General features: G+C 40.4%; 11 protein-coding genes. 4 read left to right on the top strand and 7 right to left on the bottom strand.

Annotated elements, in window-relative coordinates:
• Window positions 1-134 precede the first annotated feature (134 nt).
• On the bottom strand, window positions 135-668 hold the full coding sequence (locus F6J99_RS31430; protein ID WP_070392168.1) for a chemotaxis protein CheW: 534 nt from the start codon (window positions 666-668) through the stop codon (window positions 135-137).
• Between the two features lie 223 nt (window positions 669-891).
• The gene (locus tag F6J99_RS31425; RefSeq protein WP_293118845.1) at window positions 892-1,962 is read right to left on the bottom strand and encodes a response regulator; all 1,071 of its coding nucleotides are present in this window, start codon (window positions 1,960-1,962) and stop codon (window positions 892-894) included.
• A gap of 1,320 nt (window positions 1,963-3,282) precedes the next feature.
• On the opposite strand from F6J99_RS31425, the gene F6J99_RS31420 reads away from it, so the two are divergent.
• The 4 genes from F6J99_RS31420 to F6J99_RS31405 all read left to right on the top strand — a co-directional run bounded on the left by F6J99_RS31420 (window position 3,283) and on the right by F6J99_RS31405 (window position 7,122).
• Window positions 3,283-4,569 carry a glycosyltransferase gene (locus F6J99_RS31420; RefSeq protein ID WP_293118843.1) on the top strand — a complete coding sequence of 429 codons (1,287 nt, stop codon included), beginning with the start codon at window positions 3,283-3,285 and terminating at the stop codon, window positions 4,567-4,569.
• A 30-nt stretch (window positions 4,570-4,599) separates the two neighbouring features.
• Window positions 4,600-5,424, top strand: a complete 825-nt coding sequence (locus F6J99_RS31415; RefSeq protein ID WP_293118841.1) for an FkbM family methyltransferase — start codon at window positions 4,600-4,602, stop codon at window positions 5,422-5,424.
• Window positions 5,425-6,234: 810 nt separating this feature from the next.
• On the top strand, window positions 6,235-6,363 hold the full coding sequence (locus tag F6J99_RS31410) for a hypothetical protein (RefSeq protein ID WP_293118839.1): 129 nt from the start codon (window positions 6,235-6,237) through the stop codon (window positions 6,361-6,363).
• Window positions 6,364-6,789: 426 nt separating this feature from the next.
• A complete protein-coding gene (locus F6J99_RS31405) occupies window positions 6,790-7,122 on the top strand; it encodes a hypothetical protein (RefSeq protein WP_293118837.1) in 333 nt (110 codons plus the stop codon).
• Between the two features lie 91 nt (window positions 7,123-7,213).
• Here the strand turns inward: F6J99_RS31405 and F6J99_RS31400 are convergent, their stop codons facing one another.
• From F6J99_RS31400 to F6J99_RS45755, 5 genes are all read right to left on the bottom strand, one after another.
• Window positions 7,214-8,329, bottom strand: coding sequence for a sulfotransferase (locus tag F6J99_RS31400; RefSeq protein ID WP_293118835.1), 1,116 nt, complete (start codon window positions 8,327-8,329; stop codon window positions 7,214-7,216).
• Between the two features lie 110 nt (window positions 8,330-8,439).
• Window positions 8,440-9,477, bottom strand: coding sequence for a class I SAM-dependent methyltransferase (locus tag F6J99_RS31395; RefSeq protein ID WP_293118833.1), 1,038 nt, complete (start codon window positions 9,475-9,477; stop codon window positions 8,440-8,442).
• Entirely contained in the window at window positions 9,474-10,070 is a 597-nt protein-coding gene (locus F6J99_RS31390; protein WP_293118831.1) for an isoprenylcysteine carboxylmethyltransferase family protein, read from the bottom strand. Before F6J99_RS31390 ends, F6J99_RS31395 begins: the two co-directional genes overlap by 4 nt.
• A gap of 10 nt (window positions 10,071-10,080) precedes the next feature.
• Window positions 10,081-11,298, bottom strand: coding sequence for a 3-oxoacyl-[acyl-carrier-protein] synthase III C-terminal domain-containing protein (locus tag F6J99_RS31385; protein ID WP_293118829.1), 1,218 nt, complete (start codon window positions 11,296-11,298; stop codon window positions 10,081-10,083).
• A gap of 170 nt (window positions 11,299-11,468) precedes the next feature.
• Window positions 11,469-12,773, bottom strand: a complete 1,305-nt coding sequence (locus F6J99_RS45755) for an alpha/beta fold hydrolase (RefSeq protein WP_365974601.1) — start codon at window positions 12,771-12,773, stop codon at window positions 11,469-11,471.
• Window positions 12,774-12,953 lie beyond the last annotated feature (180 nt).

Here is a 12,953-nt window from a genome sequence, read left to right as displayed (position 1 = left end):
TTGGCTACTAACTTAGTTTTTATAAAAGCATTTATAAATCTATTATCTAAAAAAACAGTATCGTTTAAGGATAGTATTAAATTAACAATCAATAATTACCAGCTGCCCTTGAGTTTAAGTTAATTCCCGTTAAATTAGGTGTTGTGTAAAAGGGATGAAGCCATAATTGCCAAACCATCTAGTACTAACAAAATTTCTTGCTCTTGCAAAGCGCATCCCCGTAAGTAGGGAACCAAACCCGATGACACTTGTCCCAGTGGAGATTGAATACAATCGGGTGTTAGTCGCAACACCCCTTCAATGCTTTGGACTGCAACCCCTAAAGACGCTGACTGATTACGGAGCGTCACTATGTTGTACTGTTGAACATTGGTTTCTACGGTGGGTAAACCTAGCATTTGAGCTAGATCAATTACCCACAACACACGAGAACGCCGATTCATCAACCCCTGTACGTACAGAGGCATATTTGGCATGGGGGTCAGACGCTCTTGGGGCAAGACTAGAACTTCCTGGGCTTGATTCATAGATATAACCGCAGGGGTTTGTTCATTTAACAAAAATTTAAGATAAGCATCCCCGATATTATTGTGTTGTTCAGATGGTTTGGTTATACTAGCTAACTGAGACCAGGTCTGGGGGATATTGGCTAGTGCTGACGTGTTCATTAATTTACAAGTTAACCTATGTGAGGAAACCAATAATTGCTGAGTTTATAATTGGTGAGTGTGTAAAAGTATTGGTTAGGTAAACTATAACCAATAAAATAATCTATAATAATAACCTATAGAGGGATATGTATTTATAATACAACCCTAAATGTCTTAATAAATTAACACCGAATTCAGCTTTTTATCCTTCATAGATATAAGGGATATATATCCCCAATGATTAGTTGAGATGTTTAAACACTATCTTAAGGAGATCGGATTGGTTAAACGGTTTAGTCAAGTAACCAGATGCTCCAACAAGTTTAGCTTTAGCTCGGTCTAGGAAACCAGTATTGCCAGTTACCATAATAATTGGGGTATGCTTAAAAAGTGAATGCTTTCGTAACAGAGAACATAGCTCATAACCATCTAAGTTTGGCATGGCAACATCGAGCAAAATTAGGTCAGGCTTAATACGGATCACTTGCATTAATGCCCTAACTGGGTCATTAATCATGACAACAGAGAAACTTTTATCTTCCAAGAAGGAGTTGATGGCATTTAAAACACTTGTACTATCATCAATGCAAGCAATCTTATAAGTTTTACTGGTAGACATTGGTTTTTGATTAACCGATGTATTATATTGGAAGCTCTGCTCTAATTGAGCCGACTTATTTAGAGAGGGTTCGTGAATTGAATTCAATTGTGTAGAATTTCCGATGGGGACTACAGAATGAGAGCTATAGGGATTATTCACTGGCTTTGAGTTAGAAGAGTGCTGATGTTGTAACTGTTCGTAACAGTGTTCAACAATTGTGCGAAGGTCAAGCCTACAAAATTTAGGCAAATCCTCAGATGGATTAGTTTCCAGTAATTGGTAAGTTCCTTCTTTCTCTGACAGCAGAGAACCTATTACGTCTTCAGCCAATTCTTCGATCAGACTTGCTGCCTGAACGGAATTGAGATAATGTTGATTAACCAACCAACAAATTGCTTGATAATCTGAAGGATAATTTGAATGACTGTTTAAGTTGGCTTCAAAGATCAGGCGAACCTGAACCCGAACGGCACTAACAAGGGTAGGAATTCTACGACTTAGACGAGATAAGTAATGATCTAGGCGATCAAATGGGTTGATGGAGTTTGAGGCATAGATTAATTTACCATTTTCTAGATAGATTGACCAAGAAACTGAACCACTAGATACTTGTAAACATCCATTGGCATGACGACTGGATAATTGAGCCAATAAGGAAAGGGGGTTTAGTTTTTTATCATGTCTGTAGCTATTGATGTAGGTGGAGTTCATTTTTCTCTAATCCGCTGTAAATCAATTGATGAAAAAAATCAATACTAATGATTGATTGACTTGGCATAATAGTTAGCTACATCCTAGCTAAGGGATATTCCGGAAAGTTTTCTTGAAGTGAAATTATTTTTTTAACTAAAAATCGATTTTCAAAACAAATAACAGCCATACCCAAACTAAAACTGTACAATAGGTCATGTAACTAGTAAAGATTACCTAATCAACTTAGGTAGTAGCTGCTTCCCTGAATTTGATATCTCAGAAATGAATGGGAGCTGAGATTCAAAAATTAAACGGTTTTAAGTTATTTAAAAAAAAATGAGGGGTGGATTCTCATTTGCATTGCACCATGACATCCAAGAGTGAAGGGTAACTATAGTAACCTTGGATACACCCTCTAGGGACAGAAAAACTTTCCCAACACTAGATTTACCAAAAAATCACTCGTTGTCCATTATCTTAACAAGGTTGTCTATCATCTGTGTAAAGCTTACATAAATAGTTTTTACAATGGATGAAGTTAGTGTAATTACTGAGTGAGTATTTAGTGGCTGGTAGAGAATATTAGCAAACAATAGGTCATGGTAAAAGTCTCGTAATTTATCCTGATAGTCGGCAGTACTACCGTAATCAATAAGAAGCTTAGCTAAAATGTCTTGACGATTTGGCTAATGAAATTAACAACAAGTTAGTTAATATAACCAAAATTGCACTTGTCAATAGCATTATTTTAAAGTTATAATCGATGGAGATCGAATAAAGTGTTACACACTTAATTTGAAAACTGAAGTCCGACTAGCCTACGGCAAGTCGAAGAAAGCGTCTACGTTTATATAGCCCCTATATAACCCTACTATGCACGGGTTTGGGAGGCTAGTGCAAGATATATATTAGTATACTACTATAGTAATTACTTTGTGTGATTGCCAGCAAAGACTTGCTTTCCATCAACAGGGTGATTTGATCAAGACGTTTCCCGCTCTACAGGGAGACGCCAAAAAATAGTTAGCTTAGACAAGAGGTTACTGCTGCAGTCTATCCTAGGAGTAATTGTCCCCCACTCTAGGAATAACGTTAGGAATAAACTTATCTCGATGCTAGCTACCGTTAACAATTAACAATCAGCGCTAGGAATGCTGCGGAAGCAGTTTGTACAGCCATATCTTGTCGTTTTATCGATTGGTTAGACAAGTATCGGAACCTATTCATCCCTTACAAAGCTAGTTTAGGGTATATTTTAGCTGAATTTTTGATCAAGTCCCATTAAATCCCGCTATAGCTATAAACTCCATTCAAAACGTCTTTTGCTGATCAAATATCATGACTCATTTTGGAATAATTTGTCCTGCTGCTGCTAGTCATCTTAACTTGATGACTACTTTAGGTTACGAACTGAAACAGCGTGGTCATCGTGTCACCGTATTAGGAATTGAAGACGCTCAACCAAAAGTTCTAGCTGCAGGATTAGAATTTCAGGTGATTGGCAAGTCGGATTTTTCCAAAGGAAGCACAAAGGACTCATTTACTCGACTAGGTCATCTCAGAGGATTTAAGGCATTCGAGTATACCATGAATAGGATGATGAATGTAGCAAAAATATTTCTTCGGGATGCTCCAGAAGTCATTAAAGCAGCAGGTATAGAGGTATTGTTAGTCGATCAAGCTTCTCCAGAAGGAGGAACTATCGCTGAGTATCTAGACATTCCTTTTGTTACTGTGTGTGCTGCTGTAATATTGAATCGGGAAATAAGTGTTCCTCCCTTTTTCAGCTCCTGGAATTATGACCCTTCATGGCGGGGACTTCTAAGGAACAGAGTGGGTTATGCACCGCTTGATCTTATAGTGGTACAATCTCTGAAAACAGTTGTTAATGAGTATCGTAAGCAGTGGAATTTATCTACCTATAATAAACCCAATCAAAACTATTCCAAGTTAGCTCAACTTAGTCAACAACCTGCTGAATTTGAATTTCCTAGAAGAAAACTACCGTCTTGTTTTCATTTTACAGGTCCCTATAGTAACCCAGCAAGTCGAGAAGCTGCGCCTTTTCCTTATGAAAAATTGACTGGAAAACCCTTAATTTATGCTTCTATGGGAACTTTACAAAATCGGCTTCTATGGATTTTTCAAAGGATTGCAAAAGCTTGTGTGGGATTAGATGCGCAATTAGTCATTACTTTAGGTGGGGCTGCTAGTCCAGAATCTTTACCAGAATTACCTGGAAATCCCATAGTTGTTAGCTATGCACCTCAATTAGAACTATTACAAAAAGCGACCCTTACCATCACTCATGCAGGAATGAATACCACCCTAGAATCGTTAAGTAATGGGGTACCAATGGTAGCTATTCCCATTGCTAACGATCAACCTGGAGTGGCGGCGCGGATCGCTTGGACAGGAACAGGGGAAGTAATACCTTTGGGCAAAGTCAGGGTGGAGAAATTAAAAAACGCTATCAAACGAGTCTTAACCGAAGATTCCTATAAAAATAATGCCTTTAGGCTACAAGAGGCAATTAGACGAGCAGGGGGAGTTAGTCGAGCTGCTGATATTATCGAACAGGTTGTTGCTACAGGTAAACCGGTTATTTCTCACATTACTACCTAGTAAAAATTATTAACAAATGGTTCTAGCTTTATGCAAAATATAATTCAGGAAACTAAGCTTCCTAATGGTAAGAAAATATTTTGCCTGCAGGAAAAAGAAGTACCAGTTCTGTACAAACAGATTCAAGGCTACATTAAATATGGAATTGAGCTGCACGAAGGTGATATCGTATTTGATGTAGGAGCTAACATTGGTTTGTTTGCCTTATGGGCATATCAAAATTGTCATAAAAATGTTAGTATTTATGCTTTTGAACCTATTCCACCAATTTTTAATGTACTACAGGCTAACGCTCAACGCTTTGATTCAGATAAAATTAAAGTCTTCCCCTGTGGACTTTCTCAGGAATCCAAGAGTATAACATTTGCTTATAATCCCAACGCTAGCATGTTATCCACTGCATATCCAGAGGAGTTAAATGAGCTAAAAAATCAACTAAATCAGGCTATTGTTCGCAATCTTAAACAGGCTCCCAAAGCTTTTCGTTTGCTTCGTTTGTTTCCGTCGTTTATGCGGTCGCTGATCATCCAAAATAGAATAGAAAAAGCTTTTAAAAGCGAGCGGGTAACTTGCCAGTTAAAAACTGTTTCAGAGATTATCAGTGAACACAATATCGAACAGATTGATTTGCTTAAGATAGATGTCGAGAAAAGCGAGTTGGATGTACTTTTAGGCATCGAAGCTCAGGATTGGCAAAAGATCAAGCAAATTGTTGTTGAAGTTCACGATCTAGAGCATCGACTCCAAACAATTACGAATTTGCTCAAAGAACACGGCTTAAGCGAAATTCAAGTCGAGCAAGAACCTATTTTCCATGGTTCTAATGTTTTCAATGTCTATGCCTGGCGAGGATAATACTGAGATTTCCAAGCTTAAATAGAGGCAGCTGATGGGGTCCCCCGTTAGAAAGCAGGGCAAACGCATCTTATTTTGACATGCCTACTGGATCTGAGATTCATGGGATAAGTATTTATATTTATTAATTTGGAAATCTCTTCTGAGTAAGGCTTCTATAATTTAGATGCATTTGCCCTGACCCCGTGAAGGTTTGGGCTGTTTTTTTTTCAGAGTTTTATCCTCTGTATCAACTGGAAATTTGGTCATATATTCAAATTATTATGATGCTTTAAATAACGCACTTTATGGAATAAATTTACCTATTAAATCCAATTTAATATGTCGTATTTGCCAGCATATTATCAGCTCAAATGTAATGCAAATATTACCCATTGGGCGCTGGGGGGGCGACAAGCGCCCCAAAACCCATGTGGGGTAATAATTAGACCAAATTATGGAAAAAAAAGATAGGTCAGTAATTTTCAATAAGACCAATAAAGCTGAAAATGATACCTCTATTTTACCAAATACACTTATAAAATAAACTAGTACGTTCTGAATACTTGCTTTGTTCTCTTTTAATTAATCTTTTACAAGATATCAAATAAGTTAGCCTAGAAAAATTAGCAACCGCTTTACCTATACCAATTTTAGTTGAGAGTAGACGAAAAAAATTACAAAGGTGCGCTTTCCCTTGGCGAATTAAATTCGCCACGGGTCGCACCTAAAGATTTCTCTCCTTACCAATACTTAATATTGAGCAATTGTGGTTTCCCATTATCACTAGTTGGTTAAGTCAAAATTTTTCTTGTCTTGATGCAGTCGCTCATGGGGGAAACCACGCCAGTTGCTCATGGGGGGAACCACGGCAGTCGCTCATGGGGGAAACCCCCAAGACCGCGCTGCCTCCCCAAGACCGCACTGGCTCCCCAAGACCGCGCTGCATCGCTTATTTAAAAACTATCAACCCCTCGTATTGGGAGATAGAGAATTTTGTTATGTTAAATTAGCTGACTGGCTAAGGAATAAGTCTTTACAGTTTTGTTTGAGGCTAAAAAAGGATGAATTTGTGGAATTAGAGAATGGAATTTGGAGAGAGTTAAATGCTTGAGGATTAAAACCAGGATTATCTTTGTTTCTTCAAGGGGTAAAAGTAACAAAAATTTACAAAATTGCTGGTTTTAATATAGCTAGTAAATGGAAACGAAAGTTACACGGTTGCTCTCCCAAAGAGGGATGGTTTATCTTAACAAGTTTAGATAATCTTACCGAAGCTATCAGAACTTATAAAAAGCGTTTTAATATAGCGGTGCGACCCCGGTCGGGTTTCCCGACCTAGGGAACGCGCACCAAGAGAAGAAGAAATGTTTAGATATTTTAAAAGTGGTGGATATAACGCGCGAAGATACTAATCTTTCTGGTGAGCGTTTGATATCTTTGATATTACTTGTAGCAATTGCCTATAGCTTGGCCACTTTTCAAGGGCAAAAAATAAAAAGTAAAGGTGTACAAAAATATGTTGGTCGAGTTAAAGAGTCTGGACGTATGGAAAGGAGAGATAGCAGCTTTTACATTGGCTTATATGGGCTTGCGTTGGGTGAGTTTATGGAATCGTGTTGGGATTTGGTTAAGGAGTTAATGAGCTTAAATCGCAATAAACTGGAGTATTATTTACGAGGGCTAAGAGCTAGGTTCCTTATTATGGCTACATTCTAGCTTTAACTTTTAATTAAGCGGTGCGACCCCGGTCGGGTTTCCCGACCTAGGGAACGCGCACCAAGAGAAATTGTTAGTTGTTGATTATTATTTATAGTTCATTGGCGATTTTATCAAACTTGTACTCCTCATAAACAAATGAAAGGTCTTTCATAATCTGCTCTCTTGTTAAGTTAAATTCTTCAATATTTTTTACACGATGTTTTCGTTGATAGTTTGTCTGTTGTTGCGCTTGTTTTTTTATAGAGTATTGTAATTTGTCGCTGGGATTAATTCCGGTAAAAATTACTATTTTAGCAAAAGCTTTTTTTAAATCATAGTGTAATAAATTATAGGGCATAACCATGACGTTATCTTCTGGAATTTCTTGATTTTTTTGAAGGTTATAAAAATAGCGATAAAGGTCTACATTATAGCGATATCGCCTTTCCTCATATCGTTTAAGTTTATCGGATGGTATATTTTTTAGACCCCATTGGTTATCCATAAAATTTCGATCCAGGGAAAGATGAGAAGGAATTGTTTCGTGAGGTGGACGAACTAAATAGATAAATTTGGCATCTGGAAATATTTCTAGCAATGTGTTAATGCGGTGAGTAGAAAAATGAATTTGCGCAATTACTTGTTTTTTCCCTGTGTAATAGATATGCCGCTTTAAACAACTTTCAAAAAATTTTACTGAACTTCGACGACGAGATGCTGGTTGCTGATCATGGAAGCGAAGCTCTGGATGCTCCTGATCATCAAAGGCTAAGGGTGTCGTTAAAAGCACAAATTGAGTATCGGCTTGGTGAAGGAATAATAGTTCTTCTTCTTCTACTCTATCAATAGAAATTCCATGTCCAATATCATCAGGTATCAGGGAGTTTAGATTGTGTTTAACTAAATAGTCAACCAGAGGCTTAGCTAAAATACGAGCTGTGAGTGATGGAACAAAAATATGCCAAGCTTTGAATGTAGTAAATTCTTCTGTTTGGGTTAGTAAATGATGGAGGAAAGTAGTTCCACTCCGAGGGTGTCCAATGATAAATATCGGTTTTAATACTTTAATATCACGATACTTAGAAAATAAAATCTCATCTAAAGCCAGGGTTAGTCTAACCAAAATAAAAGCTAAGGGTGGCAGAAATAACCATAAAAACAACCAGTGGCTTATCCCAAAGGTTTTCCAACATGAAATAATAATTCGGTAATAAACCTTTAACATGTTTTATATTTTAATTATTGGTAAATACTTTTTAGTAAAAATAGACATATATAGCAGTCCTCAATTTGAGAACTGCTATAAAAACTAACAAGTGTGTCCGTCCAACAAACTTAGGGTTTTACTGCCACCTGTTGACCAGTGGCTGGTGTTCGTCGGAACTCAATGGGTTTGCGGGGAACTAAACCTGCCTTTTGTTGCCATTGAGCTATCTCAGAGAAAGACCAGTTACTACCAGCACTGGTCAAAGAGAAAAACAAATTCCCCAATGCACCCAGTTGTCCATCGTGTTTGGAAGGAAATATAGTTTTCTGAACGACGAGATGGCCTCCAGGTCGCAGAGCTTCAGCCAAACGCTGAAATAGCTCAATATTGGTTTTTTCATCAAAGTGGTGTATTAGGTTAGCCATAAAGATTAAGTCATAAGCATTGGTGCCTAGATCGTCTGTAAGAACATTGCCAGCTTTATAAACCACGCGATCGCCCATGCCTTCCTCGGCCAGGAGCGGTGCTGCATATTCAATGCCCTCAGGTAAATCGAGGATGACGGCTTTAAGGTCAGGGTAGCGGCGGCAGAGGGCTACTGACAAATAGCCGTGAGAGCCACCAACATCTAGCATTTTCTGAGCACCAGTTGGTACAGGTGTGCATTGGACTACTTCAGAAGCAGCTACGCTAGCGATTGAGCGCATACCCCGATGATAAAGTTGCCAGTGATGGGGGGACATTTTATCGTGAGATTCCAAAGGCTCTCCAGTGCGGATGAACTCTTCTAAGTGGGTGAGCCATTCCCACGCCAAAACTCGGCTAATGGTGTAATCGTAAAGTGACGACTCATTCTCACTTAGTAGCCATTTACGGGCAACTGGAGCCAAGGTATAGCACTCCTTCTGCTTGGCAAGGTAATCTGTAGCAACAAGAGCATCTAAAAGCTGGGTTAAGGCATGCTTGTTGAGATTACACCGCCCAGCAATCTCTTGGGCGGAAAGTGAACTTGACCCTAGGGCTTCAAACACACCTAGCTGTGTTGCTGCTATGATAGATCGGGCTAGAATCAGGCAGGCTTGAGTTTCAATCGCAGGTTGGGGTACTTGCCCCAAGGCAAGGGCACTCTTTTCGAGTAAGTTTTCAGGATTAATACCAACTCTCATCTAGAACTATTAGCTCCTTTAATAAATCCAATGACTGGAATAAAACGGGGTCGATTAGCAAAGACATCACCATAGTTGGTGTCTTCGCTTAAGGCTTGTTCTTCAGTGTGAATACGCCGACTCATTAATAGAGCATTGGCGATGCTGAAAACGATAGTGGTGAAATAAGCAGTATGGATCAGGGGTAAAGCGGCGATTTCCAGAATTACTCCTAGCCAATTGGGATGCTTTAGGTAAAGGTAAATTCCTGAGTTAACTACAGGCTTGCCTGGGAAGGTGATGATCGGAAGAGTCCAACGCTTTTTTAGCGATCGCATTGATAAATATCGCAAGCCTTGACCAGCGACAGTAAGCATCAGTGCGATCGCTGCCAATCCTGGGATAAAGGGGCGATTGAGCCACCAAACCTCGTTAATCATTGCTGCAAACCAGCTCACCTGCAATACTTTTACTATCCAAAGAGAATTTGAGCCATATTCTCGTCCTCCGTTAGTAAGCAAGTATGTTGCATTCTGTTTGCTGATGCGAAGTTCAATCAGTCGCTGTAAAATGACCGCAACTACAACAAGCGTGAAGATAACCTTAGTAATCATTGAGCGCTTCCTACCATTGCAATAGCAGAATTTCCTGGGAGAAACCTGGTCCCATTGCGACCATCAAGCCATAACTACCTGGACTGGGCTGCTCTTGAGATAAGACTTCATTGAGCATATAGAGCACAGTGGATGAGGACATATTGCCAACTTTTTCTAACGTGTCCCAGCTAAGCTGTACTGCGTCCTGAGTCAGTCCAAACTCTTCTTGTATCGTTTTAATTACCTTGGGTCCACCCGGATGCACAATCCAGCAGGATATATCATCTGTTGATAAGTTATGCTTGTTTAGGAGTCGGTCAATCACCTCTCGCAGTCCTCCTTTGAGATGGTCAGACACTTCAGGTCTGAGAATATTCCTGAACCCGGTATCGGCAATATCCATTCCCATCAAGTGAGTGGTATCAGAAAGCAAAATTGATCCAATATCAATTACCCGAGGTTGACCTGGCTTGGCTAAGGGATGATCGCGACCTACCATTAAAACTGCTCCCATCCCATCAGCAAACAGTGCAGCAGTAACGATAGAGCAAATGATTTCGCTGTAGAGAGAGGGGTCGTCTGGTAGTTTAGAAATCATTGTTTGCAATTCCATTTGCAAGGAACCCTGCCACAGAGCAGAGGACAGTTCACCAGCAAAGAAAATTGCAGCATCCTTGGGGTGTCCCTCTAGGTACTCTGTCACTCGCGCTATACCTGCTGCTCCACCCATGCAGCCATAGCCAAACATTGGTAGTCGTTTGATGTACCGTGAAAAAGGGATGCGATTCATTAACCGAGCTTCCAGGGAGGGAACCGAAATGGTGAGTGTGGAGGAAGCAATTAATGCGATCTCCTCGGGCTCGATGCCGGTTGAACAGAACAATGACCGCACAGTTTTTTCAAAGTTATCGAGAGCAAGGTCTATAGACCGCTCAGCAGTGACTCCGGGAGTCGGTGGGTCAAAGAAAGAATCTAGGGAGTGGGTGAAATAACGGCCTTTGACATTGACATTGGTGAAAAAGCGGTCGATGGTATCAAGATCAAAATCTAGATTCATCGCGATGCAAAACTTTTTGACCGCTGTGGCTAGCACTTCTTGAGGATAGTAGTGCTCGGGAAACGTGAAGGCAGTAGCAGCAATAACAGGCATGGTAATTTTATTTTTAAATAGGTTGAAAGTTAGTCGGTTGAAAGTTAGTCGGTTGAAAGTTAGTTGGTTTTTCGCGTAGCGTGGCCTTTTGGCCAAGGTTGAAAGATTTTGCTGCTTTGTGAAAATAGTGGTTAGTGGTTAGTAATTAGTAATTAGTAGTTAGTGGTTAGCACTTAGATTAGGAAGATTGTTATGCTTTGTTGTGAGCAATAGTATCTGGGTGGTATCCCACTCTCGATCCGGGAGTGGGATTTGACATCACCCCATCACCCCATCACCCCGACAGGTTGGCTAAGTTGGGTAGCGATCGCATTTAATAAAAGCTGGTCATGGCTCTTGAGGAAGAAGTGGTCACCAGGAAACATTTGCAGGGTGAAGTCTTTCTGGGTCTGCTTGCGCCAAGCCTCAAGTTCCGAATCACTGACTTTGGGGTCGGATTTGCCACCAAACACTGTGATTGGGCAATCGAGGGGATCTGCGCTGGAGTAGAAGTAAGTTTCCAAAATCGCAAAGTCTGCTCGCAACACTGGGAGGAATAACTCCATCAGCTCAGGATTTTCTAATGTTTCCTGTGGTGTTCCATTTAAGCGACCTAGTGACTGGATAAACTCATCATCAGGCAGTCGATGGATGGGTAGATTCAGATCCGGTAGCTGAGGAGCAGGGCTTGCAGAAACAAATACGTGAACTGGGCTTGGTAAGTTCTGTTTGCGTAACTCACGGGCAAGCTCAAAGCTAATTAATGCTCCTAAACTGTGACCGAAAAAGGCAAAAGGAATGTCTAAGTAAGGATGCAAAACAGGTGTTAGAGCCTGAATCAGAGGTGAGAGGCGAGTAAATGGCTCTTCTTCGAGTCGGTTTTCTCGCCCAGGCAATTGAATTGAACAAACCTCAATCTCTGGTGGTAGCAATTCTAACCAAGAGCGGAAGATAGAAGCACCAGCTCCGGCATAGGGGAAGCAGAATAGACGTAGTTTTGCTTGGGGATTCGGCTTTGGACGGGTAACCCAAAGATTGGCTTGAGGTATTACCTTCTCTGAAGAGGTGATTGTACCTGAAGACTCATTAGTTGAATCCATCGAGTCCGTAGTGCTCGGTTTGCCTTGAGTTCCTTGATTTGGTGATGATTTGGCTTCTTTAACAACCAGCAGGAAAACTTGGGTGATAAAATCCTCAATGCTTAAACTAATGAAGTATTCTAGAGGAACAACCACCTCCAGATCACTCTCAATTTGATTCCTGAGCTCAACACCCACTATGGAGTCAAGTCCTAAGCTATGAAGGGGCTGCTGTAAGTCCAGTTGGCTGACACCAATTCCCATAGCTCTGGCTAATACATCTGTCAAGTAAGACTCCAACAGTGGCTGGCGTTCATCTGGTACTGCCGCTAGCAATTTAGCACGGGTTAAACTTGGCTTGGCTTCGGGTGCGACACCATGATTATGGGTGGATTTCCCATTAAGTTCTGATGGCATGCTCAGGGTGACGGTTACCCCTGAACTGTCCTGTTCAGTTGAGTTAGGAACTACGTCCAACCAGTAACGCGATCGCTGCCAAGGATAAGAGGGCAAGGAAACACACTGACCCCCAGATGGATAGCGTCGGCTCCAGTATACTGGGTAGTGCTACTACTTGGGGATTTACTTTCTACTTTTGTTTACCATGTCCCTGAGCACATTTTTGGTAAATTCCATGCCATAGTACACCATAGTAAGAATCGTAGCTTTATTCACTATGCTGTATTAACTAAG

Origin of the sequence: Moorena sp. SIO4G3 (assembly GCF_010692305.1) — a bacterium.
In the GTDB taxonomy this organism is placed as follows: domain Bacteria; phylum Cyanobacteriota; class Cyanobacteriia; order Cyanobacteriales; family Coleofasciculaceae; genus Moorena; species Moorena producens_A.
Note: the sequence above shows the minus strand (reverse complement) of the source record. Positions and strands in the feature narration are given on the sequence as shown.

Coding starts and splice junctions, on each gene's coding strand:
- F6J99_RS31415 (WP_293118841.1), top strand. CDS start 4,600: ATGCAAAATATAATTCAGGAAACTAAGCTTCCTAATGGTAAGAAAATA.
- F6J99_RS31425 (WP_293118845.1), bottom strand. CDS start 1,962: ATGAACTCCACCTACATCAATAGCTACAGACATGATAAAAAACTAAAC.
- F6J99_RS31410 (WP_293118839.1), top strand. CDS start 6,235: ATGGGGGAAACCACGCCAGTTGCTCATGGGGGGAACCACGGCAGTCGC.
- F6J99_RS31430 (WP_070392168.1), bottom strand. CDS start 668: ATGAACACGTCAGCACTAGCCAATATCCCCCAGACCTGGTCTCAGTTA.
- F6J99_RS31420 (WP_293118843.1), top strand. CDS start 3,283: ATGACTCATTTTGGAATAATTTGTCCTGCTGCTGCTAGTCATCTTAAC.
- F6J99_RS31395 (WP_293118833.1), bottom strand. CDS start 9,477: ATGAGAGTTGGTATTAATCCTGAAAACTTACTCGAAAAGAGTGCCCTT.
- F6J99_RS31400 (WP_293118835.1), bottom strand. CDS start 8,329: ATGTTAAAGGTTTATTACCGAATTATTATTTCATGTTGGAAAACCTTT.
- F6J99_RS31390 (WP_293118831.1), bottom strand. CDS start 10,070: ATGATTACTAAGGTTATCTTCACGCTTGTTGTAGTTGCGGTCATTTTA.